Here is a 23,178-nt window from a genome sequence, read left to right on the forward strand (position 1 = left end):
GATCAAGTCCGCCCATGGCCCCGGTTCAAAAAACCATATCGCCCCGCGCATGGGCAGAACTAATCATCCTCAGCTTAATCTGGGGCGCATCATTCCTGTCGATCCGGATCGCCCTGAACGAAGTCGGCCCGCTAACGGCCGTGGCACACCGCACCGTCTGGGCGATGCTGATCCTCTGGGCCTACGTGTTCATCGTCCGGCTCCCCCTGCCAACCAGCCCCCGCATCTGGGGCGCATTCCTAATCATGGGCCTGCTGAACAACGTGATCCCCTTCAGCCTCATGGCTTGGGGGCAGCTGCACATCGAAACAGGGCTGACCTCAATCCTGAACGCGGCCACGGCCATCTTCGGGGTCATCGCCGCAGCACTCTTTTTCGCAGACGAACGGCTAACCGCGCGCAAAGCCATCGGGGTCACGCTGGGGTTCTTTGGGGTCGCCACGGCCATCGGGCTCTCGGCACTGACGCAATTTGACATCCGGTCACTGGGACAACTGGCCGTCATCGGCGGCACAATCAGCTACGCATTGGCCGGTGTCTGGGCGCGCAAAATGCTAGGCGGGCTGACACCGCAAGTGGCCGCAGCGGGGATGCTGACCGGAGCCAGCCTGATCACCCTTCCCGCCGCCTGGATCATCGAAGGGCCCATCAGCATGGACCTGGCCCCGCAAACTTGGGTGGCCATCGCCTATTACGCGATCATCGCCACCGCCGTCGCCTACCTTCTGTACTACCGCGTGCTGGCCATGGCGGGCAGCGGCAATCTGATGCTCTGCACATTGCTCGTGGCACCGGTCGCGATCATCCTCGGCGCATTGGTCCTGGGCGAGGCCCTGCCCCTGCGCGCCTACACAGGCTTCGGGCTACTGGCCTTAGGGCTAATCATCCTTGACGGTCGCCTGCTCAAACCGATCCAAAACCGCACGCGCCGCACGTAGCCCGGGCGGCTCACCACCCGCGCCAAGACGTTCCATGGTCAACGCCATCGCCTCATTCTGCGCACCGGGATCAGCCAACACCTGCAAGACCGCATCGGCAATCGGCCCGGGCACACAATCCTTGCCAATGAACTCCGGAACCGTGCGGGTTTCACTGACCAGATTGACCAAAGTCACCGTATCCACCAGCAGCATCCGCGAAATGATGATCCGGCTGAGCCACGCCATATCATAGGCAATCACCATCGGCGTGGCGTTCGCGGCCAGTTCCAGCGACACCGTGCCAGAGGCCGCCAAGGCGACATCCGCCCGCCGAAACCACGCCGCCTTATCCGCGGAGGCAGGCGGCAAAACAGTCACGGGGACCGACCAATGGCGCACCTTTTCGCGCACCAGATCATGCACGCCGCCCGTGGTCGGGATGACAAATTGCGCGTCAGGCACTGCCGCCGCAATCTGCGCAACAGCCTGCCCGAAGCGTTCAGCCAAACGGCCCACCTCGCCCTTTCGGCTACCCGGCAGCACCAGGACGACCGTACCAGCGGCCTCAATCGGATCAGCCACAGGCTCGGCCACGACTGGGTGGCCCACAAAGTCACATTCCATTCCTTCAGCCTGCATCAACGGCGGCTCAAACGGAAATAGGGCCAGGACATGATCGATATGCTGCGCCATCTTCGCAGCCCGCCCCGGACGCCAGGCCCAAACGGTTGGGGCGACATAGTGCACCGTGCGAATGTCACTCGCTGCCTTGACGAGCCGAGCCACACGCAAACAAAAGTCCGGGCTGTCAATGGTGATCAGAATATCCGGTTTCGTCTCGAGGATGGCCTCGGCCATTTGCCTGATCCGGGCTTTGAGCGCGCGATATTTTGGCAGGATCTCCGCCAGGCCCATCACGCTCAGCTCATCCATCGGAAAGCGGCTGACCAACCCTTCGGCCTGCATCAGCGGGCCGCCCACACCATCAAACGTGACATCCGGGCGTAATTCTTTCAGCCCCGCCATCAACGCACCGCCCAGCTTATCGCCCGAGGCCTCGCCCGCGATCACAAACACCTTCATGCGTCACCCTTGGGGCGAACCCAAAGAAACAGACCATGCGCATCAAGCGCGGCGAGCACCTCGGCCAAGTCCAAAACCATGACCCCTCCGGCCTCGATGACGATACCCGCCAGGCCAGCCTCAACCGCACGTTTGGCCGTATCCGGGCCGATCAACGGCAAATCAGCACGCAGGTCTTGCTGGGGCTTCGGGGCCTTGAACAGGATTGCATCATGCGCGCCCGACAATGACGACAGCATCGCATCAGTGCCATCTGGCCCTTCTTTCGCCAGCACCTGTCCCGCGCTCATGATACAGGCCTGCCCCACATCGGCAGCCCCCATCGCGGCAATACAATCATCACCAAGCATCGCACTCGTCTTGTGATCAGACCCCGGCACGGCCTGCGTAAGAACACCCGCCTCCGGCAACAGGTCAGGCGCAATCTCATGGGCTGCCACAACGGCAAACCCGGCCTCCTCCAGCAAACTGATAATGACACGCAGCGCACCATCGTCCCCCTTGGCCATTGCCGCCTGCACCTTCGGGATCAATGGCATTGTCGCCGCATCAATCGCCGCAGGATCAATCTGCGGACGGCGGACAGCGCCCGCCATGCAAATTTGGGTGACACCACGCGCCTGCAGGGTCTGCAGAAACGTGCCCAAATGCTCCAAGCGAAAGGTGATATCGGTCTGTAATATGGGTTCAAACCCATCCAACGCGCAGACCAAAGGACGCTCCGGCAACCGGGCAACCAGCGCCATTGGCAGATCACCCATCCCTGCGATCAAAGCCAGCATCAGCCCCCCGGGGTCAGAAAATTGCGGTCCGTGTCGCCCAGGATAAAAGCCACCATCTGCTGAACATAGGCACTGTCGCTTTCATCCGCCAACCGGTGAGCGCGATCCTGAAACGTGCCCTCACCGTCCTTGAGCATCTGAAACGCCGCACGGAGCGCCGTGATATCCGCACGTTCCACGCCCTTGCGTTTCAAACCAACCAGATTCAACCCATCCAGCACACCGCGGGGGCCCTGCACCAAGCCATGCGGGACGACATCCTTAGTGACCATCGTCACGGCGCCAATAATCGCACCTTTACCAATACGCACCCATTGATGCACACCGCAAAGCCCGCCGATGATGACGTCGTCCTCAATGATGCAATGACCCGCCACAGCCGAGGAGTTCACGACAATCACGCGGTCACCGATCTGGGCATCATGGGCGATGTGGCACCCGGCCATGAACAACCCGTCATCGCCGATCCGGGTTTCACCGCCGCCACCAACTGTGCCGGTATTCATCGTGACATGCTCACGAATACGGTTGCGGGCACCAATGCGCAAACGGGTCGGTTCACCGTCAAATTTCAGGTCCTGGGGGATCTCTCCAATGACAGCGAAGGGATAGATTTCCGTGTCATCGCCGATATGGGTGTCGCCCGCGATCACCACATGGCTTTTCAAGGTAACCCGCGCGCCTAATACCACCTCAGCCCCGATGACGCAGAACGGGCCAATCACGCAGTCAGGACCAATCGTTGCGCCCTCTTCAATGACGGCCGAGGGGTGAATGCGCGACATCAGCCCTGCATATCCATCATGGCGGTAAATTCGGCCTCTGCGGCCATTTCACCGTCCACCGTGGCGACACCCTTAAAGCGCCAGACCTTACCACCCGGCTTGCCCCGGGTCGTTTCCACATGCATTTCCAACACATCGCCGGGAACAACCTTACGGCGGAACTTACAGCCGTCGATGGCCATGAAATACACCAGCAGATTACCATCGGTCAGACCAAGCGAGGCACCGACCATAACAGCCGTGGTCTGGGCCATCGCCTCAACAATGGTAACACCGGGCATGATGGGATTGCCGGGGAAATGGCCCTGAAAATGCGGCTCATTCATGGTCACATTCTTGATGCCAACAGCCGATGTTGTGCCATTGATGCTGTGCACCTTGTCGACCAACAAAAACGGATAGCGATGCGGCAGGATCTTTTGGATCAGCTGGATATCAGCTTCGGTCACGGCGTCGGACATTTGGCAGCAATTCCTTGTTGTTCCATGCGGTTTTTAACCGCTTGGACATCACTAGCAAGCGTAGGCCAGCCGGGCAAGCATCTGCTACCGGGTCCCGTCGCCCAAAACGGCGTCAACCCGGGCAATGACATCATCCGTAATGTTGGCAGATTGAACAGAAAGCAGCACGCTACGCTCTTCGACCACCATCGCGGCGCCGCGCGCAAGCATGACATTGCCAATGATACCCTGCACCCGCTCTTCAAAGATGGCGCGGGCTTCTGCGCTGGCAGTCTGCAGCTCTAAATTCTTGGCATCACGGGCACGGCGGACCTCTTGGACCTTGGCATCAAATGCATCCGCCTCGGCGCGAAACTCCTCAGGGGTCATATCCGGGCGGCGCAATGTCAGGCTGCGTTCTTCCTCGGTCAGGGTCTGAACAATGCGATCATTCTCAAGCTGCACTTCGGTCACCTCGGCGGCCAAATCAGCGGCCAGCCTGCGGCCATATAAGGTCTCAAAGTAAAGACGGTCACTATTAATGATCAGAACAGGCGGGCCCGATTGTTCCTGAGCACTGACCGGCATGGCCAGAACCAGCAAAACAACAATCGCGCGCCACATCATCATCAGAAACTGGTCGAGATGGTCACGTCAAAGGATTTGGTGTTGTCGAATTCCTGCACGTCCAATGGTTCGGTAAAGTTAAACCGAAGCGGACCAATCGGAGTTGTCCAGAAGATCGAAAGCCCTGCAACCGCACGCGGCGTGAAATCATTGTACAGCGGGTCGAGCCCGTAGGTCTCACCAACATTCCACACCGAGCCGTAATCGATAAATGCACCGCCCGAGATCCCGTATTCACTTGGCAGGCCCAACGGGAACTCTGCCTCAAGGCGGATCACAGCAAACGAGTCGCCCCCTAGGGCATCATCAGTGATGTTCAAATCACTATCCAGATCGGTCGACCGTGGACCAATCCCGCCAGCTTCAAAGCCGCGCATCAGGCTTGAGTTCAAAAAGAAACGATCCGTTACACGGCTGCTGCCTTCTTGATAGCTCAGATGACCGGCCTCCAAGGTCGCGCGCAGGGTGACTTCTTCATTCCAGATCTTAGTCTCGGCACCCGCAAGCCCTGTTGATTTGATGAATTGCGTATCACCAAAACCAAACTCCTGACCAAAGCGCAGCACAATCCCTGCATTCGGGTTCAACCCTGTACGGCGGTTATCATAGCTATAGTTATAGCCCAAAGAGTTGGTCACAACCCCCTCTTCCAAGGCTTCATTTTGAATGATTTGGCTGGCCGAATCCGACACATCAGTCAGGTCGTTATATTCAAACGCGTAATAAACCGCCAAACGACCATTCTCGCTGACAGGAAAGCTGAGCGAGGGACTCAGGCGCAGCGATTCCGTATCATAAAGGGCGTTTTCATTGTCTGTCGTTGCATAAGACAGATCGAGACCAAAGCGCAGGTCACGTCCCAGCAATTGCGGCTCAGTAAATCCAAAAGCCAGACGGCGGTTTGTCTCGGCCGTTGACAGCTCAAAATTCAACCGCTGGCCGCGCCCTTGAAAGTTGCTTTGGCGATAGGACGACACCAGGCCAAGCCCAGTATCACTGTTAAAGTTCGCACCAAAAGTCAGCGTCCCTGTGGGGCCCTCAACCACATCGACATCCACGATCACCTGACTAGGTGATGAACCTTCGCGGGTATTCACAGCGGCGTTTTCGAAGAAACCCAAAGCACGGATGCGGCGGGCGCTGTCACGTATTTCACGGGGGTTGAACGGATCACCTTCGACAATGTCAAATTGGTTGCGGATCACCCGGTCAAGCGTGGTGCCATTGCCTTCGATATCGATACGCTCAACAAAAACGCGTGGGCCAGACACCAGCACGTATTCCAGATCAAGCGTCAAATCGCGCTCATTGCGGGTGATGCGCGGATCGGCCTGCACAAAGTTCAGACCCTTTTGGAGGGCGAGCCGTTCAAGCCGGACAACATCGCTGTCGATGGGCACCGGTGAATAGGTTGCGCCACGTCTGACGCGAATGGCGTCCTGGAAATCAGAGACATCAATGCCCTCGATCTCACTGCGGACAGTCACATCGGCAAACTCAAACTTCTGGCCTTCGCGCACATTGAACGTGATCAGATATGCGTCGCGTTCGCGGGTCAAAGCCACGTCAACATTCTGGATGACAAAGTCAATGTAACCGCGCGAGCGGTAGAAATCGGTCAGCACTTCACGGTCAGCAGCGACGCGTTCAGGGGAATAGGTGTCGCGGGCAATAATCGGACGCAGAAAGCCGGCCTGCTTGGTTTCAAGAACGCGGCGCAAACGGCCTTCGGAAAATGTGCGGTTTCCAATAAATGAAATCCGCTCAACCTCTGTCACAGCAGATTCGACGACTTCAAACACCAGGTTCACTTGGTTATTTGGCAGCGGAATGATCCGCGGTGTGACAACGGCGTTGATCCGCCCCTGCTGCGCATAAGCCTGGGTAATGGCCGCAGTATCGGCCTCTGCCTGGGCCGGGCTATAGACCCGGCGCGACTGCGATTGCACCACTTGCAAAAGCTGCGCATCGCGCAAGCGGGCATTGCCTTCGATGTTGATGATGTTGATCGTCGGGTATTCGGCGACCTGAATCAGCAGACCATTGCCGCGTGGGATCAGATCGACACTTTCAAAAAGGCCGGACGCGCGCAGGGCTTGGGCTGCATCGTTCAGTTCAGCTGTGCTGAGCGTATCACCAATATCAATACCGCCGATGGTCAGGATCGTCCCATCAGCAACGCGTAAATTGCCTTCAATTGTAACGCTTCGGACGGTGACAGATTGCGCCGATGCGATCGTCGCGCCGACGGCAATCAGCAAAAACGCTAATAACAGGCGGCGCGCCGCATCGACAGTTTGGCTCCAAAGACGCCCCACAACATTCTGCATTTTCATCGCCCGTGTTCACTACCCAATTGGTTCGGGATTATCCGCTCTGCGGGGGGATGTCAAAACGACAAAGGCGTGATCGGCATAGTTTCAGACCGGCCCGCACGGGCGGCAATCGCGGCGGCGATCATCTTATGGGCAAAGCAGCGTATCATTGAGCACCGTAAAGGTCATCAACATCAAAATCAGCGTCAGGCCGATAAGCATGAAAACCTGCAATACACGGTCATTTGGCTTACGGCGGGTCACAGCCTCATAGGCATAAAAGGCCAAATGGCCGCCATCCAGCACGGGCACCGGGAATAAGTTCACCAAACCCACGGCTGCTGACACCAGCCCGATGCTCAGAATAAAGTCATCCCAGCCTTGCTCGGCCATTGAACCAACGGTCTGCGCCATGCCAACCGGACCCGACAGGTTACAGGTCGAAATACGGCCAATAATGATATGTTTAATGGCCGAGATTGACGTGGTCAGCGTATTCCAAAGACCATCAACCGCCATTGGTACCGCCTCAAAAAGGCTGACGCTATCAGTTTGCGGCTCAAAGAACATCTGGCCCGAAATACCGATCCGGTAAACCGTACGGAACGTGCCATCGGGCTGCGGCTCATCGGTGGCACGCGGCTCAAGCGTCACGGTCAGTTCTTCGCCGTCGCGCCATATCAATAGCTCAAGCGCGTCCCCCGCCCTCGCGGGCACAATTTCTTGCAATTGGGTGAATGCAAAAATCGGCTCGCCATCGACGGCCATAATCACATCATCAATCTTCAAATCGGCATCATCCGCAGCCGAACGTGGCACGACCGAGGCAACAGCCGATGGCATCAGGTAAGGGCCATCAACGGTGATCTCCTCGCCATCGCGCAAAACCGAATAGGCAAGGCGTTCCTGCAATGGCAGCGCATCGACAAGGCCAATCTGACGATCAGGATCGTCCACCGGAACACCCTCAATCGCCAATAAAACATCGCCTTCTTGCAATTCGGCGGCAAAGCTCGGGGGCAAGGGGGTAAAGCTGCCCAGCGTCAAAGGCTCGGACACACGGCCCTGATACATGATCGTTCCGGCAAAAACGGCCATCGCCAGGATAAAATTGAACACAGGACCAGCCAGAACAGTCAGCGTACGTGCCCAAAGCGGGGCACCCAGCATCGTGCGGCGGGCGTCGACTTCGGGCACAGTCCCATCAGACCCGACGCTGGCCGCATTGGCGTCGCCTAGAAATTTGACATAGCCGCCCAGGGGTAAAGCTGCGATCTGCCACTGCGTGCCACGGGCATCAGTGCCGGACCAAATGACCGGGCCAAAGCCAAGCGAAAAGACCTCGGCATGAATGCCGCACCAGCGACCAACGATGTAGTGACCATATTCATGGATCGCGACAATGATCGACAGTGCCAGGATGAAAGCGCCCAGCGTGAACGCGAAATTGCCAAACAACGGAACGAACGACGTCAGATCCAAAATACTACCCCAATTCTGCCACTGCTTCAGCCGCGTACCTACGGGCCAAAAGGTCAGTTTCCAAGACGTTATCTAGTGTCATATCCGCATTTTGCATCCCGGCGCCCGATGACATTTTGTCCAGCGTTTTTTCGACGACGCACGCCATATCCAGAAAACCAATATCACGGGCAATAAACCGATCGAGCGCATGCTCTTTTGCGGCGTTAAACACGGCACCAGACAGGCCGCCTTCCTGCATGACCTGTGCGGCGATACCAAGCGCGGGATAGCGGGCTTGGTCCGGTGTTTCAAATGTCAGTTGGCCGATCTGCGCAAGATCAAGCCGGTCGACCGGCAATGTTTTGCGATCCGGCCAATGCAACGCGTACCCAATCGCATGGCGCATGTCAGGCGGACCGATATGGGTCATCAAGGCGCCATCACGAAAGCCAACCAAGGCATGCACCAGGCTTTCGCGGTGCACCAGCACCTCGATGCATTCCGGCGATATTCCGAAAAACTCTTTTGTTTCAATAAGCTCCATGGCTTTATTGAACATTGACGCAGAATCGATCGTGATGCGCTGTCCCATATCCCAATTTGGATGGGACGACGCCTGATCTAACGTGGCAGTCGCCAGTTTCTCGACAGGCCAATCGCGAAATGCACCGCCACTTGCAGTGATAATGACACGCTCAACAGCGGTCATATCTTCACCGACAAGGGCCTGAAAAATTGCCGAATGTTCGCTATCGACCGGTAGGATCGTGGCGCCATGCGTTTTGGCGCGCTCCATCAACAACGGGCCCGCGGTCACGAGCGATTCTTTATTGGCCAGTGCCAAAGTTGTCCCATGCGCCAGCGCCTCGATACCAGGCACCAGCCCGGCAGAGCCAACAATCGCTGACAAAGCCCAATCAACTGGACGGGCCGCGGCTTCGGCAATTGCGCTTGGGCCTGCCGCAACAGCCACATCCGATCCGGCCAGCAACTCTTTCAAATCATTGAAAAGTTCTGGATAGCAGGTTACCGCAATATCGGCACCTAGTGACACCGCGTCTTTAGCCAGTTGCGCAATATTACGCCCTCCCGTCAGGGCCACCACGTCATAGGCAAGCGGGTCGCGCGCGATCAGATCAATGGCGCTTTGGCCAATCGATCCTGTTGCACCAAACAGGGAAATCCGCCTCAAAAGACAACCCCGGGCACATCAAAGACATCCGCCACAAGGATCAGGAATAGCGAGGCGCCAAGCAGCGCATCAAAGCGATCAAAAAGGCCGCCATGCCCCGGGATCAAGGTTGAGCTATCCTTGACGCCCATCCGCCGCTTTAGCGCGCTTTCCGCAATGTCACCCATCTGCCCCGCAAAGCTCAGGATCATCGACATGATGATCACCCAAAGCCCTGCATTCGTGAAAATCGTAAAGATAAACCCAACGATCGCGGCCCCAACCCAACCAGCGGCGGTACCGCTCCAGGTTTTCTTGGGGCTGATTTTGGGCCAAAATTTCGGACCGCCAAAGGCTTTGCCTGCGAAGTAGCCAAAGATGTCGGTAACAATAACGACCAGCATCAACCAAAGCAGCCAGGTAAAGCCATAATCAATGCGGAAATGAACAAGTCCCCAACCCGCCAGTTGAATACCCAGGGCAAAGATGAAGAAGGTCTTGGCTTCCGTGCGCAATTGCGTGGCCCCAACAACCGGAACAATCAGAAAAAGGGCCAGCCCCCAAAGATGCCCATAAGCCAGTTGACCAGACAAAACCGACGCCACAAGGGCCGCCATCAACATGCCTTTGGTCGGCTCTTTGGGGCGGATCATCATCCATAATTCCCAGACCATGACAGCGGTGACAAAAACCACCAGCATCTGGAACCACACGCCGCCAAGAATGACAGCAATCGCGCCGACAAAGGTCATTGCGGCGCTAGATACAAAACGAACAGTCAGATCGTCCCATTTGGCAGGATTGGTTTCGGGAAGGCTCATTTTGATGTCAGAACGGCACCAAACCGGCGCTCGCGGCCTGCGTAATTCGAAAGAATCTTAGCAAACTCGGCCGATGTAAAGTCAGGCCAAAGCGTATCGACAAACTCATATTCCGAATAGGCAGACTGCCATAGCAGAAAGTTCGAAATGCGGGCCTCGCCGCTGGTACGGATCACCAGATCGGGATCGGGCAGCACATGGGTATCCAGAAAACCCGACAGGGTCTCGGCATCGACCTGATCATGGGTCAGACGGCCCTGTTCGATCTCATAAGCAAGGCGTTTCGCAGCCCGGGTAACCTCATCACGGCCGCCATAATTAATCGCGACAGTCAGATGGAACAAATCATTGCCCGAGGTCAGCAACTCAAGCTCATCCATCATGGCAACCAGCTTATCATCAAGGCGGATACGGTCGCCAATAAACCGAACGCGCACGCCGTTTTTCAAAAGGGCTTGCGCCTCGCGTTCGATATATTTGCGAAACAGGCTCATCAACCCAGCCACTTCGGTCTGGGTCCGCTTCCAGTTCTCGGTCGAGAAGGCAAAAATGGTCAGGTATTTGACGCCAAGATCAGGGCAGGCCTCAATAATCTCGCGGACGCGGCGGGCGCCAGCATGGTGGCCAAAAAGGCGTGGCCGGCCCCGTTTCTGGGCCCATCGCCCATTGCCATCCATGATGATGGCCACATGAGCGGGATTGTTTTTGCGGTCTGCATCCTTGGGCATAATCGGCCCCTTTTGTTGTTCCAGACGGCGCTTAGACCTGCATGATCTCGGCTTGTTTGGTTTCCAACGTCTCATCAACAACTTTGATATGTTCGTCGGTCAATTCCTGCACGGCGGCTTCCCAGAACTTTTGGTCATCCTCGGACATGCCGTCCGATTTGGCCTTCTTGATCTGGTCCATCCCGTCCTTGCGCAAATTGCGGATCGACACGCGGGCGCTTTCGGCATAGCCGCCCGCAACTTTGGTCAGATCGCGGCGACGCTCTTCGTTCAATTCAGGGATTGGCAACATGATGATCGTGCCATTCAGCTGAGGATTGATACCCAAACCACTCTCACGGATGGCTTTTTCGACTTTGCCGACAAGCCCTTTATCCCAAACATTGATGGTCACCATACGCGGTTCAGGCACGTTTACCGTGCCCACCTGGTTGATCGGGGTCATTGATCCATAGGCATCAACCATCACCGGCTCCAGCATCGAACCCGAGGCACGACCGGTCCGCAATGAGGCCAGCTCAGTGCGCAAATTAGCGATAGCCCCGTCCATGCGGCGGGCCAAATCGTCGGTATCCAGCATAAATTCGTCTGACATTGATCTGCTCTTTTCGTCTGTTTGCACTTCTATAATGCGAAGTAGCGGTGCTTGTATAGCGCCCCGGTGCAGAAGATGTGCAGGTTATGATCAACCGGTGCGGGCAGCATCCCGATCTGATTTGGCGCTGCCAAACGCAAATCGGCATAGCGGTTAGGCATGTTGCAACACTCATTTGCTAAGCGGGGATCACAAAAGCTGCAAAGGACGACACTAGTGAAAAATTTAACACTGACAGCGGGCCTGTTTCTCGCATTCGGTCAGGCATCCCACGCAAACGAAATCGAAAACGTGTTGCGGGTCTTTCTTGATGATGAGGTGCGGGCATGGGCAACCGACCCTGTATTGATCGACGCGATCCGCGCCCAGAACCTGGTGACGAACAGCTATACGCAAGACCAGATCTACGCGATGGATCAGGAATGGAAGGACGCTGTTGACGTGGCCGGTGCTGATATCATCGAAGGGGTGGTCGAAACCCCCGCTTCAGAATTTCTGCGCACGCAGGTCGCAGCATCTGCCGGATTGGTGACTGAGGCATTCATCATGGACGCGCGCGGGCTGAACGTAGCCGCGAGCGAGGCAACATCAGACTATTGGCAAGGGGATGAGGCAAAATACACGGCCACCTACATCTCTGGCCCTGATGCGGTGCACTTTTCTGATATCGAATATGACGACTCGACCCAAGAATATCAGGCGCAGATGTCATTCACGATTACAGATCCTGATACAGGGGCGGCGATTGGTGCGGCGACAGTTGGTGTGACTGCAAGCGCGTTCTAGGGATCGCGGCGTTACACGGCACGCCGGGCGTGCCGTGTTCGGACAATGGGCATGATCAATCTTCAACGATTGTGTACGTGCCCTCTCCGGCCATGATGCCTTTGAACCCGCCCGGTTCATCCAATGAGAAAACAACAATCGGCAGGTTGTTGTCGCGGGCCAAAGCAATAGCGCTGGCATCCATCACGCCCAAACGTTTTTGCAGCACTTCATCGTATCCGATGCGGTCAAGGCGCTGCGCATCATCATGTTTCTTGGGGTCTTTATCGTAGACACCATCGACATTCTTACCCATCAAAATAGCCTCGCAGGCCATTTCGCTGGCGCGCAGGGCCGCGGCGGTGTCCGTCGTAAAATAGGGGTTCCCGGTGCCGGCCGCGAAAATGCAAACGCGCTTTTTTTCCAAATGGCGGACCGCGCGGCGGCGGATATAAGGCTCGGCGACCTCATTCATGGTGATGGCCGAAATCACGCGGGTATGAATGCCCAGCTCTTCAAGGGCCGATTGCATCGCCAGCGCATTCATCACTGTGGCCAGCATTCCCATATAGTCGGCAGTCGTGCGCTCCATCCCTTGGGCAGAGCCTTGCAATCCGCGAAAGATGTTCCCGCCGCCGATAACCATGCAAATCTCGACGCCAAGATCATGGACTGATTTCACCTCTTTGGCGACCCGCTGCACCGTCGGCGGATGCAGCCCGAAAGAGGTATCACCCATCAGCGCCTCTCCCGAAATTTTGAGCATCACACGTTTAAACGTCGTGTTCTCTATGTCGGTCATGGCAGCCCCCTGATGCGCGTATGTGAATTGCGCGCAAAATGTCGGAAAACCGCGGCAGGTTCAATGGGTGCTTGCCCAGAATGCGGCGGTCTTGCAGTAATGGCCCGATGATCACAATCGCACCGCATAAACCTGTCCTGATCGCCGGGCCAACCGCCTCGGGAAAATCTGCGTTGGCGCTGCATATTGCGGCCCAGCAGGGCGGAATCATCGTGAACGCAGACGCATTGCAGGTCTTTGACCATTGGCGTGTCCTAACAGCACGGCCCGACGACCACGATTTGGGACAAGCCGAACACGCGCTTTATGGGCATGTTCCCTTTGATGCCGATTATTCCACCGGCCATTGGCTGCGCGACCTGCGCCCCTATCTCAGCGGGTCAAAGCGCCCCATCATCGTGGGCGGCACGGGGCTGAACTTCAACGCGCTCACGCAAGGGCTGGCCGAGATCCCGGCCACACCCCCTGCCCTGCGGACGCAGGCAAACGCGCTTTCCCTCGATGATCTGCTTGATGCGATAGATGGCAAAACCAGGGCCCGGATCGACACGCAAAACCGGATGCGTGTGCAGCGCGCATGGGAGGTTCTGGAAAATACAGGACGCGGCCTGGCGGATTGGCAAGACACAACACCGCCACCACTCTTGCCTGCGGAACAGGCGATATGCATCACGCTTGATGCGCCCAAGGACTGGCTAAACGACCGGATCGCAAGGCGATTCGACCTCATGCTCGCGCAAGGCGCGTTGGACGAAGCCCGCGCGATTCTACCACATTGGAACCCGGACAACCTGTCATCTAAAGCCATCGGCGCGCCTGAACTGATTGCCCATCTGCAAGGGACAATCACGCTGGACGCAGCGCGCGAGGCTGCCATCATCGCATCACGGCAATATGCCAAAAGGCAAAGAACATGGTTCCGGGCGCGGCACAAATCCTGGCATCACATCCCCATCGACAGCGCTGACATATCCGCAACACTACAATTTGCACCATCGACAGCGGATTGATTTCAAAAACGTTTCTGCACAAGCTGATCAAAAATCAACATTGAGGCAAGGTTGATGACATTGGCAGAAAACACACAGCCAGCGCTTGCGCTGGCCGGGTTGACCTATGGCGGCCCCGCGGCAAAGTGGCGGACCGAGGCGATGCGCAGCCACCAAACCCCGCGTTTGATCCATATCACCAAAGGCCAGGGACGGATCACCGTTGCAGGGCTGACCAACGGTTACGGGCCGAACAACCTGATCTTTATTCCAGGGCAGACAATGTATGGGATGGAAATCGGGCCCACTGTCTTTGGTCAAATCCTGACATTGCCGGACGGGTCCGACTGGCCTGACACCCCGTTTCACCTGCGCTTGCTTGAAGTGATGCGGCAAAAAGAACTTCAGGGCCATATCGAGGCTATCGAACGGGAACTGCAACCAGACGGGGACATGCGCGCGGCAAACTGTCATCTCGGACTTTTGACGATTTTTGTCGAACGGCAACTCGCCGCCCGCGATCCGGCCAGCATCGATAAACGGCGTATGTCGCCAGCGGGGCAGTTGGTGGCGAAATATACGGCCATGATCGCCCAGCATTTCACCAGTGATCGCAGCGTGGCTGATTATGCGGCCGCCCTTGGGGTGACGCCCACGCATCTGACACGGGTCTGCCGGCAAACCTGCGGACGTAGCGCACTAGAGCTGCGCAATGACCGTATCCATTACGAGGCGTGCCTGCTCCTGCGCGAAACACGCACCCCCGTGCAGGACATCGCGCGGCGTCTGGGATTTCACTCCGCGGCCTATTTCACGCGCAGCTTTCAGGAAAAATCGGGCCAAACGCCATCCGGGTTTCGTATGACAGGCGGCAGCATACAGCGCGCCTAACTTTGTGTCAGCCCGGCCGGGTGCTGATCAGCCAATACACAAATTGTACATTTGCGACATAAAAAATGTCGCAAATCCAACATGCAAGCAAAAGCCTTGGTTGACCTCACAGCATAAATGATGCGCAATGGCGGCGACGGAACAGAGGCATGCGCCCCGCAGCGGCGCATCTCTTCTTTTGCGACAAGAACAAAAACGATGACTCTCAGGGAGAAACGAATGACGCCATCACAGAAATCCATGCACCCGGCCGCGCTGATGTACGCAGAAGAGGTCAAATCCGGCAAACTGAACCGCCGCGAATTTTTGGCCCGCACAACCGCTTTGGGCGTAACATCAACCGCAGCTTACGGGCTGCTGGGCATGACGGCGCCTGCACATGCCGCGGGCCACGCCCAGCAAGGCGGGACGTTGCGGATGCAAATGGAAGTGCGCGCACTCAAGGACCCACGCACCTATGACTGGACGCAGATCGCTTATTTCACCGCAGGTTGGCTGGAATATCTGGTTGAATATAATTCTGACGGCTCTTTCGCCCCGATGCTGCTGGCAAGCTGGGACGTGAATGATGACGCAACGCAATATACATTGAACGTCCGCCAGGGCGTGAAATGGAACGATGGCAGCGATTTCACCGCCGAAGACGTGGCCCGCAATATCGAAATGTGGTGCGATAAAACGGTCGAAGGCAACTCAATGGCCGGTCGCTTTGCCGTGCTGGTTGATGAAACCACCGAAAAGGCCATCGAAGGCGGCATCGTGGTTGTGGACAGCCACACGGTTCAGCTGAACCTGCCCGCCTCCGACATCTCGCTGATTGCCGGCATGTCGGACTATCCTGCGGCGATTACACCTGCCGGTTTCAACGCTGACACAATGCTGGATAATCCTGTCGGCACAGGCCCCTACCTGCCCGAAAGCCTTGAGGTCGGCGTCAAAGGCGTGATCGTTCGGAACGAAGGTTTCGAATGGTGGGGCTATGCCGAAGGCAAAGGCGCCTATCTCGACCGGATCGAATATATCGACTACGGCCAAGATCCATCATCCTGGGTTGCGGCGGCCGCAGCTGACGAAGTTGACATGACCTTCGAAACGGTTGGCGACTTTGTCGAAGTCTTCGAAGGGATCGGCTGGGAACGCTCTGAAATCGCCTCTGCCGCGACCATCGCGATCCGGCCAAACCAGCTGGCCGAAGTTGACGGCATCCAGCCTTATGCGGACAAACGCGTCCGTCAGGCCATCGCCATGGCCGTCGACCCGGCGATCTGTCTTGAGCTTGGCTATTCCAACCTTGGCGCCGTCGCGCGGAACCAGCATGTTGGGCCGATGCACCCTGCTTGGGCAGATGTGCCGGGCCTGCCCTATGATCCCGAACGGGCACTTGAGCTGCTGACCGAAGCAGGCATGGCCGACTTTGAGATGGAGATCACCTCCATCGATGATGACTGGCGCAAGAACACGACCGATGCGGTAGCAGCGCAGCTGCGCGACGCTGGTTTCAACGTCAAGCGGACAACAATTCCCGGCTCAACCTTCTGGAATGATTGGACAAAATATCCATTCTCATCCACGAACTGGAACCACCGGCCGCTAGACACGCAAATCCTGGGGTTGGCTTATCGGTCGGGTGAGGCATGGAACGAATCTGGCTTTGCAAATGCCGAATTTGACGCGCTTCTGGCCGAGGCCAACAGCCTGGCCGATGCCGATGCACGGCGCGACGTGATGGGTAAATTGCAAACCATCATGAGCGACGAAGGCGTGACGCTGCAGCCCTATTGGCGCTCGCTCTACCGCCACGCCAAGCCGGGTTTTGTGGGCTGGGATATGCATATCTCCTATCTACCGCAGATCTACAAATTCGGTCTGGCCGCTTAAGAACCACGCAATTGGGCCGCTCCTGATCGGGGGCGGCCTGTTTTGTCCTGCGCCAGCGATAAACGGTGGGCAGGCAGCGCAGGGCTAAAAACCTGCAATCGACCAACGGGGTGTTGATGGGACTTTTTATTTTGCGCCGCATCGGTGTGATGCTGTTAACGGCTCTTTGCCTGACATTTATCGTGTTTTGGCTAACCAACCTCGCCCCTAATCTTGAAAAACTCGCCAAAACCCAAGGCAACGCCAGGATGAGCGATGACGCAGTCGTCTCATGGCTTGCCAATCGGGGCTATTCGCAGCCGCTGCCCGTGAAATACGGCCAATGGCTGGGGGTTCTGCCCGGCTATGTCATCGAAGGCAGCGACGGGCAGACGCGCGGGCGCTGTATCCCGCCGGGCGAACCTGCCGAAGACGCCCCGCGCTATTGCGGCATCCTGCAAGGGGATTGGGGCTTTTCGACCGTTGCACGCGAAGATGTCAGCGAAGTCCTTCCGACCCGGCTTGCCAATACGGGCAAGCTGATGTTCTGGGTCATGATGGTGATGGTGCCCGGCGCGCTGATCATTGGGGTGCTGGCTGGGATGCGCGAAGGGTCACGGACCGACAGAACGCTATCAACCGCATCAATTATCTCAACGGCGACGCCGGAATATGTATCAGGTGTCGTGCTGATTGCACTTTTCGCGACCAGCACATTCGGGATGCAATGGTTCAAAGGGTCGGCCAGCAGCGCTGTCGAAAACGCGACCTTTGAAAATTTCTTCCTTCCGGTGATGACCATCGCGCTTTACGGGATGGGCTATATCGCGCGAATGACGCGGGCTTCCATGGCCGAGGTCATGACCGCACAATATATCCGAACCGCTCGGCTCAAAGGGGTCAGCTTTCCGAAAATCGTGCTGAAACACGCGCTGCGCAACGCGCTGATCGCGCCCTTCACCGTGATCATGCTGCAAATTCCCTGGCTCTTGAACGGCGTTGTGATCGTTGAGACGCTCTTCACCTATCAAGGCTTCGGCTGGGAATTGGTCCGCGCGGCCTCCAATAACGATATTGAGATGCTGCTGGGGGTCTCAATCATTTCGGTCTTCGTGGTGCTTCTGACACAGCTGATTTCAGATGTTGGCTATGTCTTCCTGAACCCACGTATCCGTATTTCTTAAAGGGGCCCGGACATGGAACCACTTACATGGACAGGTAGCCTGGGCACGATCCTCAACCCGCTCTTCGGCGGGGCCATACTGCTCTTTGTGATCGGCGGCGTTGTGCTGTCAGTGATGCGGTTCTTCGAAGGGCCCGTGACATTGCAAACCAATCCCGACGGCACCTTGCAGTCACGCGGCGGGGCTATCGGCGGGCTGCAAAGCGCGCATAAATATGTCTCGCTCGCGATCATCGGCATCGTTCTGGCCTATATCCTGATCCCCTTTGTGATGGGCTATGGGCAGGCTGGCATTGTGGGTGAATTATCCAAACGGTTCTTGCCCGTCTGGATCGCGCTGGTGGTGACATTCGGGTTGTCGATCAAATTCAAACGACGGCTGGGGCTTTACGGCAAGCTCTTTGACAGCACGGTTGGGATGATCGGGTTCGGGCTGGTCATGTTCTGGGTCTTTACCGCGTTTTTCGTGGGTGTCTTCGACTGGATTGCGACGCATGACTATCTTAGCCAGGTCTCAGGGCTGAAAAACAAAGTGCCCGGTGTTCCGGTCCCCGAAGGTACGACGGGCGCCCTGCCCCATTACCTTCTGGGCGGCGATAACCTGGCAAGGGATGTGTTTAGCCGTGTGGTGGCCGGATCAACCTTTGTGATTGCCATCGCGCCACTGGCGACGCTTTTCGCCTTCATGGTTGGGATCACGCTGGGGCTGCCTGCCGGATATTATTCAGGCCGGCTCGATACGATCCTGTCCTTTGCGGCCAACCTGATCCTAGCTTTCCCGGTGATCTTGTTGTTTTACCTTTTGGTCACGCCGGAAATCGTCCTGACGGGCATCCCATCCTATATGGCCGCCGTGCTGTTCTTTTTCCCTCTGGTCTTCTTCTTCGTATTGTTGAACTCGCGTTACTACACACAGCCCCGGAAACGGACGGCGATCATGGTGCCTGTGCTTGGGGTGCTGATTTGGCTCTATCTGTCGGTGATCAACCAACGTGGGACCAAGATCGATTTCCTACCCGAATGGTTTGACGGGTTCGATATCAGCGTTTTGGTGGTCTTTGTATCAGTCGTCTTCGTGAACGCACCCACCGTTTTCAGAATCGTACGCGGGCTGACGCTGGATCTGCGGACCCGCGACTACGTGGCAGCTGCGCAAACGCGCGGCGAAGGCGCATGGTATATCATGCTGTGGGAAATCCTGCCCAATGCACGCGGGCCGCTGATCGTCGATTTCTGCCTGCGGATCGGATACACGACCATCCTTCTTGGCACGCTCGGCTTCTTCGGGCTGGGGCTGCCACCCGAAAGCCCTGATTGGGGATCGACGATCAACGAAGGGCGCAAGCTGCTGCTCGTTTTCGCGCACCCCGCCCTGCCACCCGCCATCGCATTGATGAGCCTCGTTCTGGGGCTCAATCTGCTGGCGGACGGGCTGCGCGAAGAAAGCCTGCGCGACTGATGACAACCGCGCTTACCCCCCATCATGTACGTACAGCTTCTGTACAGGTTCTGTACGCTATACATACCGCCCATTCGGAGGCATCTCATGGCCATGCTTGATCCCGCAGAACCGATCCTTGAGATCGACAAACTCTCCATTTCCTTCTTCACACGATTGCGCGAAATTCCGGCGGTGATGGATTTCTCGGCCAAGGTGATGCCAGGCGAAGCCCTTGGCTTGGTTGGCGAATCCGGTTGCGGCAAATCCACCGTGGCGCTTGGCGTGATGCAGGATTTGGGGGTCAACGGGCGCATCGTCGGCGGGTCGATCAAATTCAAAGGCCGCGATCTTTGCGAGATGAGCGCAGAAGAACTGCGCGATATCCGCGGTAGCGAAATTGCCATGATATATCAAGAACCTATGGCATCTTTGAACCCGGCCATGAAGATCGGCAAACAGTTGATGGAAGTGCCCATGATCCACGAAGGGATCAGCGCGAATGAGGCGTATAAGCGGGCACTCGAAGTCGTCACCGACGTGAAATTACCCGATCCCGAACGGATGCTGCAAAGCTATCCGCATCAGCTTTCTGGCGGGCAACAACAACGGATCGTCATTGCGATGGCGCTGATGTCCAAGCCGTCGCTTTTGATCTTGGACGAGCCGACAACAGCATTGGACGTCACGGTTGAGGCCGCCGTTGTCGAACTGGTCAAAGACCTCGGTAAAAAATATGGCACCTCCATGCTTTTTATCAGCCATAACTTAGGGTTAGTGCTGGAAACCTGCGACCGGATTTGCGTGATGTATTCTGGTGAGGCGGTCGAACGTGGCAGTATCGAAGACGTCTTTGACGAAATGCAGCACCCCTATACACAGGCACTTTTCCGATCAATCCCGCTGCCGGGTGCGGATAAAAACGCGCGGCCTTTGGTGGCGATCCCCGGCAATTTTCCACTGCCACATGAACGCCCGCAGGGCTGCAATTTCGGGCCGAGATGCGACTATTTCGAAGCGGGACGCTGCGATGCTGGTTTTATCCCGATGGAGCCTGTCTCGGGGAATGACCGTCATCAAACGCGCTGCCTGAAATTCCAGGAAATCGACTGGAACGCCCCCATCCAAGTCGCTGATACCAAAGAGAAACCCGCGCCTGGGCCCGTTGTCTTGAAGATGGACAATCTTAAGAAATATTATGAGGTCGCGGCCAACGCATTATTCGGCGGTGGTGACAAGAAGGTCGTCAAGGCCAATGAAACCCTGTCCTTTGAGGCGCGGGAAAGCGAAACACTGGCCATCGTGGGCGAATCCGGTTGCGGGAAATCGACCTTTGCCAAGGTTCTGATGGGGCTTGAAACCGCAACAGACGGTCAGGTTCTGCTGGATAATCAATCGATTGGCAGCACAGCCATCGAGGATCGCGACACCAAGACCGTGGCCGATATCCAGATGGTATTCCAGAACCCGTTTGATACCCTGAACCCCTCAATGACCGTTGGGCGGCAGATTATCCGGGCGCTTGAAATCTTTGGCGTCGGGGAAAACGATGCTGAGCGGCGCGACGGCATGCTAGAGCTTCTCGACCTCGTCAAACTGCCCCGTGCCTTTGCTGACCGTATGCCGCGGCAGCTCAGTGGCGGTCAAAAACAAAGGGTTGGCATCGCCCGCGCCTTTGCCGGGGACGCGCGGATCGTGGTCGCGGATGAGCCTGTTTCGGCGCTGGATGTGTCCGTTCAGGCGGCAGTGACCGATCTGTTAATGGAAATTCAACGCGAACATAAGACAACGCTGCTGTTCATCAGCCACGATCTATCCATCGTGCGCTATCTGTCGGATCGGGTGATGGTCATGTATCTGGGTCATGTGGTCGAATTGGGCAGCACCGATCAGGTCTTTGCCCCGCCCTACCACCCTTATACAGAGGCGCTTTTGTCTGCGGTGCCCATCGCTGATACCTCGATCGAAAAGAAGCATATCGTGCTTGAAGGCGACATTCCGTCTGCGATGAACCCACCCAGTGGCTGCCCGTTCCAGACGCGCTGCAACTGGAAATCCAAGGTTGCCGGCGGGCTCTGCGAAAAAGAGGTGCCACCGGTGCGCATGCTGGCCGATGAGCATCAAATCAAATGCCACCTCTCTGAAGCGGATCTCGAAGACATGGAACCGGTCATTCAGATCGCGGCTGAATGACTTCGGCACCGCGATCTTTAGCCGCCCCAGATGATTTCGATATATTGCAGTGTTTCGGCATAAGGCGGAATGCCGCCATGTTGCTGCACAGCGCCCGGCCCCGCATTATAGGCGGCCAAGGCCAGTGGCCAGCTGCCAAAGGCATCATATTGCGCCCTTAAGTACCGCGCGCCGCCATCGAGGCTTTGTGCCGGATCGAGCGGATCAACACTCAGATCCAACGCTGTGTCAGGCATCAGCTGCGCCAGTCCCAATGCACCTTTGGTTGAACGAGCGGCCGGGTTCCAGCCGCTTTCCTGCTGGATTAGTCGTAGGAATAAATCCGCGGGCACCCCATGGCGCAAAGCCGCACTGCGCGCGGTTTCAAGCAGCGGTCCACGATAAGCGCCGGTATATTGCAGCGCGGCAGGCACGCCTTCGGCACGGGGCGGCAATAGACGCTCGGACCCGGCATATTGCTCAGACGCTCGCCCATCGAGGATGGCGGTCTGACTTTGCAGCAAAGCTGCGCGGGATTTTGTGGATACCTGCTCTTGCCCAAGAGCTTGGCTTGAGAAAGCCAGCAATAAAGAGCTGAGAACATGAATATAGCGCATTTCTGCGGCCCCGCGTTAACCAATATAGCGCAACCTAGGTGCCCGGCCCCAAAACACCAAGCCCCAACCGTTCTTTTTCGGGCGCCCAGTGGCCACCTTGCACCGCATCCGATATGGGCTCCCTCAACATAGAAACCACCTGTTAACCTTGTTGCGGCAAGCACGGACTGATGTCACAAAAGCGCAAAGCAGAATCGTGGGGGTGCCAGAATGGCCGGATCAGTAAATAAAGTTATTCTTATCGGCAATCTTGGGGCTGACCCCGAAGTGCGCACGTTCCAGAACGGCGGCAAGGTCTGCAATCTGCGCATCGCGACATCAGAGAACTGGAAAGACCGGAACACCGGCGAACGGCGCGAGCGGACAGAATGGCATTCGGTTGCGATCTTTTCCGAGCCTTTGGCCCGCGTTGCAGAACAGTATTTGCGCAAAGGCTCTAAGGTCTATCTTGAAGGCCAGCTTGAGACGCGCAAATGGCAGGACCAGAACGGTCAGGACCGCTATTCAACCGAAGTTGTTTTGCGCCCCTACACCAGCACGCTGACCATGTTGGACGGTCGCAATGACAACGGCGGCGGCGGTAACTACGGCGGTGGCAATAGCGGCGGCTATGGTGGCGGCGGCGGTAACTATGGCGGCGGGAATGATGGCGGCTATGGCGGCGGCAGCTCGGGCGGTGGTGCCCCGTCAGGCGGCGGCGATATGGATGACGAAATCCCGTTCTAAGCCCGAT

Annotated in this window: 23 protein-coding genes; 9 read left to right on the forward strand and 14 right to left on the reverse strand. The window is 57.0% G+C overall.

Annotated features, from left to right (window positions below; translation table 11 throughout):
• The first annotated feature begins 14 nt into the window (after positions 1-14).
• Entirely contained in the window at positions 15-938 is a 924-nt protein-coding gene (locus AABB29_RS17245) for a DMT family transporter (RefSeq protein WP_373636648.1), read from the forward strand.
• Here AABB29_RS17245 and lpxB read toward each other — a convergent pair.
• The 12 genes from lpxB to AABB29_RS17305 all read right to left on the reverse strand — a co-directional run bounded on the left by lpxB (position 879) and on the right by AABB29_RS17305 (position 11,892).
• A complete protein-coding gene (lpxB, locus tag AABB29_RS17250; RefSeq protein ID WP_341365739.1) occupies positions 879-2,003 on the reverse strand; it encodes a lipid-A-disaccharide synthase in 1,125 nt (374 codons plus the stop codon). The two genes, AABB29_RS17245 and lpxB, sit on opposite strands and share 60 nt — an antisense overlap.
• Positions 2,000-2,785 (reverse strand): UDP-2,3-diacylglucosamine diphosphatase LpxI domain-containing protein, encoded by a 786-nt coding sequence (locus AABB29_RS17255; protein WP_341365738.1) that lies wholly within the window; start codon positions 2,783-2,785, stop codon positions 2,000-2,002. Before AABB29_RS17255 ends, lpxB begins: the two co-directional genes overlap by 4 nt.
• On the reverse strand, positions 2,785-3,570 hold the full coding sequence (gene lpxA / locus AABB29_RS17260) for an acyl-ACP--UDP-N-acetylglucosamine O-acyltransferase (protein ID WP_341365737.1): 786 nt from the start codon (positions 3,568-3,570) through the stop codon (positions 2,785-2,787). The genes AABB29_RS17255 and lpxA overlap by 1 nt, the downstream gene beginning before the upstream one ends.
• Positions 3,570-4,031, reverse strand: coding sequence for a 3-hydroxyacyl-ACP dehydratase FabZ (gene fabZ / locus AABB29_RS17265; protein ID WP_341365736.1), 462 nt, complete (start codon positions 4,029-4,031; stop codon positions 3,570-3,572). Before fabZ ends, lpxA begins: the two co-directional genes overlap by 1 nt.
• 84 nt (positions 4,032-4,115) lie before the next feature.
• Positions 4,116-4,640, reverse strand: coding sequence for an OmpH family outer membrane protein (locus AABB29_RS17270; protein WP_341365735.1), 525 nt, complete (start codon positions 4,638-4,640; stop codon positions 4,116-4,118).
• Complete coding sequence (bamA, locus tag AABB29_RS17275) at positions 4,640-6,967, reverse strand: outer membrane protein assembly factor BamA (protein ID WP_341369059.1); 2,328 nt, start codon at positions 6,965-6,967, stop codon at positions 4,640-4,642. Before bamA ends, AABB29_RS17270 begins: the two co-directional genes overlap by 1 nt.
• A 132-nt stretch (positions 6,968-7,099) precedes the next feature.
• On the reverse strand, positions 7,100-8,434 hold the full coding sequence (rseP, locus tag AABB29_RS17280) for an RIP metalloprotease RseP (protein ID WP_341365734.1): 1,335 nt from the start codon (positions 8,432-8,434) through the stop codon (positions 7,100-7,102).
• Positions 8,435-8,438: 4 nt separating this feature from the next.
• Entirely contained in the window at positions 8,439-9,608 is a 1,170-nt protein-coding gene (gene dxr, locus AABB29_RS17285) for a 1-deoxy-D-xylulose-5-phosphate reductoisomerase (protein WP_341365733.1), read from the reverse strand.
• Positions 9,605-10,408, reverse strand: a complete 804-nt coding sequence (locus AABB29_RS17290; protein ID WP_341365732.1) for a phosphatidate cytidylyltransferase — start codon at positions 10,406-10,408, stop codon at positions 9,605-9,607. The genes dxr and AABB29_RS17290 overlap by 4 nt, the downstream gene beginning before the upstream one ends.
• A complete protein-coding gene (locus AABB29_RS17295) occupies positions 10,405-11,136 on the reverse strand; it encodes an isoprenyl transferase (RefSeq protein WP_341365731.1) in 732 nt (243 codons plus the stop codon). The genes AABB29_RS17290 and AABB29_RS17295 overlap by 4 nt, the downstream gene beginning before the upstream one ends.
• 31 nt (positions 11,137-11,167) lie before the next feature.
• Complete coding sequence (gene frr / locus AABB29_RS17300) at positions 11,168-11,731, reverse strand: ribosome recycling factor (protein WP_341365730.1); 564 nt, start codon at positions 11,729-11,731, stop codon at positions 11,168-11,170.
• A 29-nt stretch (positions 11,732-11,760) separates the two neighbouring features.
• On the reverse strand, positions 11,761-11,892 hold the full coding sequence (locus AABB29_RS17305) for a hypothetical protein (RefSeq protein WP_341365729.1): 132 nt from the start codon (positions 11,890-11,892) through the stop codon (positions 11,761-11,763).
• A gap of 55 nt (positions 11,893-11,947) precedes the next feature.
• Between AABB29_RS17305 and AABB29_RS17310 the strand changes: the two genes are divergently transcribed.
• Positions 11,948-12,517: a hypothetical protein gene (locus AABB29_RS17310; RefSeq protein ID WP_341365728.1), complete on the forward strand. Its 570-nt coding sequence runs from the start codon at positions 11,948-11,950 to the stop codon at positions 12,515-12,517.
• Between the two features lie 55 nt (positions 12,518-12,572).
• On the opposite strand, the gene pyrH is transcribed toward AABB29_RS17310, so the two are convergent.
• The gene (gene pyrH / locus AABB29_RS17315; RefSeq protein ID WP_341365727.1) at positions 12,573-13,298 is read right to left on the reverse strand and encodes a UMP kinase; all 726 of its coding nucleotides are present in this window, start codon (positions 13,296-13,298) and stop codon (positions 12,573-12,575) included.
• Between the two features lie 107 nt (positions 13,299-13,405).
• On the opposite strand from pyrH, the gene miaA reads away from it, so the two are divergent.
• The 6 genes from miaA (at position 13,406) to AABB29_RS17345 (ending at position 21,849) form a co-directional block, all read left to right on the forward strand.
• Positions 13,406-14,308: a tRNA (adenosine(37)-N6)-dimethylallyltransferase MiaA gene (miaA, locus tag AABB29_RS17320; protein ID WP_373636649.1), complete on the forward strand. Its 903-nt coding sequence runs from the start codon at positions 13,406-13,408 to the stop codon at positions 14,306-14,308.
• Between the two features lie 54 nt (positions 14,309-14,362).
• Entirely contained in the window at positions 14,363-15,178 is an 816-nt protein-coding gene (locus tag AABB29_RS17325; RefSeq protein ID WP_341365726.1) for a helix-turn-helix transcriptional regulator, read from the forward strand.
• A 219-nt stretch (positions 15,179-15,397) separates the two neighbouring features.
• Positions 15,398-17,056, forward strand: a complete 1,659-nt coding sequence (locus tag AABB29_RS17330; protein ID WP_341365725.1) for an ABC transporter substrate-binding protein — start codon at positions 15,398-15,400, stop codon at positions 17,054-17,056.
• 116 nt (positions 17,057-17,172) lie between these two features.
• Positions 17,173-18,219, forward strand: a complete 1,047-nt coding sequence (locus tag AABB29_RS17335) for an ABC transporter permease (protein WP_341365724.1) — start codon at positions 17,173-17,175, stop codon at positions 18,217-18,219.
• 12 nt (positions 18,220-18,231) lie between these two features.
• Positions 18,232-19,677, forward strand: a complete 1,446-nt coding sequence (locus tag AABB29_RS17340) for an ABC transporter permease (RefSeq protein ID WP_341365723.1) — start codon at positions 18,232-18,234, stop codon at positions 19,675-19,677.
• 87 nt (positions 19,678-19,764) lie between these two features.
• Positions 19,765-21,849, forward strand: a complete 2,085-nt coding sequence (locus tag AABB29_RS17345) for an ABC transporter ATP-binding protein (protein ID WP_341365722.1) — start codon at positions 19,765-19,767, stop codon at positions 21,847-21,849.
• Positions 21,850-21,866: 17 nt separating this feature from the next.
• Here the strand turns inward: AABB29_RS17345 and AABB29_RS17350 are convergent, their stop codons facing one another.
• The gene (locus tag AABB29_RS17350) at positions 21,867-22,445 is read right to left on the reverse strand and encodes a lytic transglycosylase domain-containing protein (RefSeq protein WP_341365721.1); all 579 of its coding nucleotides are present in this window, start codon (positions 22,443-22,445) and stop codon (positions 21,867-21,869) included.
• A 210-nt stretch (positions 22,446-22,655) separates the two neighbouring features.
• Here AABB29_RS17350 and ssb point away from each other — a divergent pair, with 210 nt between their 5' ends.
• Entirely contained in the window at positions 22,656-23,171 is a 516-nt protein-coding gene (ssb, locus tag AABB29_RS17355; RefSeq protein WP_341365720.1) for a single-stranded DNA-binding protein, read from the forward strand.
• Positions 23,172-23,178 lie beyond the last annotated feature (7 nt).

It is taken from the genome of Yoonia sp. BS5-3 (genome assembly GCF_038069655.2).
GTDB lineage: Bacteria > Pseudomonadota > Alphaproteobacteria > Rhodobacterales > Rhodobacteraceae > Yoonia > Yoonia phaeophyticola.

Coding starts and splice junctions, on each gene's coding strand:
- AABB29_RS17340 (WP_341365723.1), top strand. CDS start 18,232: ATGGAACCACTTACATGGACAGGTAGCCTGGGCACGATCCTCAACCCG.
- AABB29_RS17325 (WP_341365726.1), top strand. CDS start 14,363: ATGACATTGGCAGAAAACACACAGCCAGCGCTTGCGCTGGCCGGGTTG.
- pyrH (WP_341365727.1), bottom strand. CDS start 13,298: ATGACCGACATAGAGAACACGACGTTTAAACGTGTGATGCTCAAAATT.
- ssb (WP_341365720.1), top strand. CDS start 22,656: ATGGCCGGATCAGTAAATAAAGTTATTCTTATCGGCAATCTTGGGGCT.
- AABB29_RS17255 (WP_341365738.1), bottom strand. CDS start 2,785: ATGCTGGCTTTGATCGCAGGGATGGGTGATCTGCCAATGGCGCTGGTT.
- AABB29_RS17305 (WP_341365729.1), bottom strand. CDS start 11,892: ATGCCTAACCGCTATGCCGATTTGCGTTTGGCAGCGCCAAATCAGATC.
- AABB29_RS17330 (WP_341365725.1), top strand. CDS start 15,398: ATGACGCCATCACAGAAATCCATGCACCCGGCCGCGCTGATGTACGCA.
- AABB29_RS17345 (WP_341365722.1), top strand. CDS start 19,765: ATGGCCATGCTTGATCCCGCAGAACCGATCCTTGAGATCGACAAACTC.
- lpxA (WP_341365737.1), bottom strand. CDS start 3,570: ATGTCGCGCATTCACCCCTCGGCCGTCATTGAAGAGGGCGCAACGATT.
- AABB29_RS17245 (WP_373636648.1), top strand. CDS start 15: ATGGCCCCGGTTCAAAAAACCATATCGCCCCGCGCATGGGCAGAACTA.
- bamA (WP_341369059.1), bottom strand. CDS start 6,967: ATGCAGAATGTTGTGGGGCGTCTTTGGAGCCAAACTGTCGATGCGGCG.
- AABB29_RS17350 (WP_341365721.1), bottom strand. CDS start 22,445: ATGCGCTATATTCATGTTCTCAGCTCTTTATTGCTGGCTTTCTCAAGC.
- AABB29_RS17290 (WP_341365732.1), bottom strand. CDS start 10,408: ATGAGCCTTCCCGAAACCAATCCTGCCAAATGGGACGATCTGACTGTT.
- fabZ (WP_341365736.1), bottom strand. CDS start 4,031: ATGTCCGACGCCGTGACCGAAGCTGATATCCAGCTGATCCAAAAGATC.
- AABB29_RS17295 (WP_341365731.1), bottom strand. CDS start 11,136: ATGCCCAAGGATGCAGACCGCAAAAACAATCCCGCTCATGTGGCCATC.
- AABB29_RS17270 (WP_341365735.1), bottom strand. CDS start 4,640: ATGATGATGTGGCGCGCGATTGTTGTTTTGCTGGTTCTGGCCATGCCG.
- lpxB (WP_341365739.1), bottom strand. CDS start 2,003: ATGAAGGTGTTTGTGATCGCGGGCGAGGCCTCGGGCGATAAGCTGGGC.
- AABB29_RS17335 (WP_341365724.1), top strand. CDS start 17,173: ATGGGACTTTTTATTTTGCGCCGCATCGGTGTGATGCTGTTAACGGCT.
- miaA (WP_373636649.1), top strand. CDS start 13,406: ATGATCACAATCGCACCGCATAAACCTGTCCTGATCGCCGGGCCAACC.
- frr (WP_341365730.1), bottom strand. CDS start 11,731: ATGTCAGACGAATTTATGCTGGATACCGACGATTTGGCCCGCCGCATG.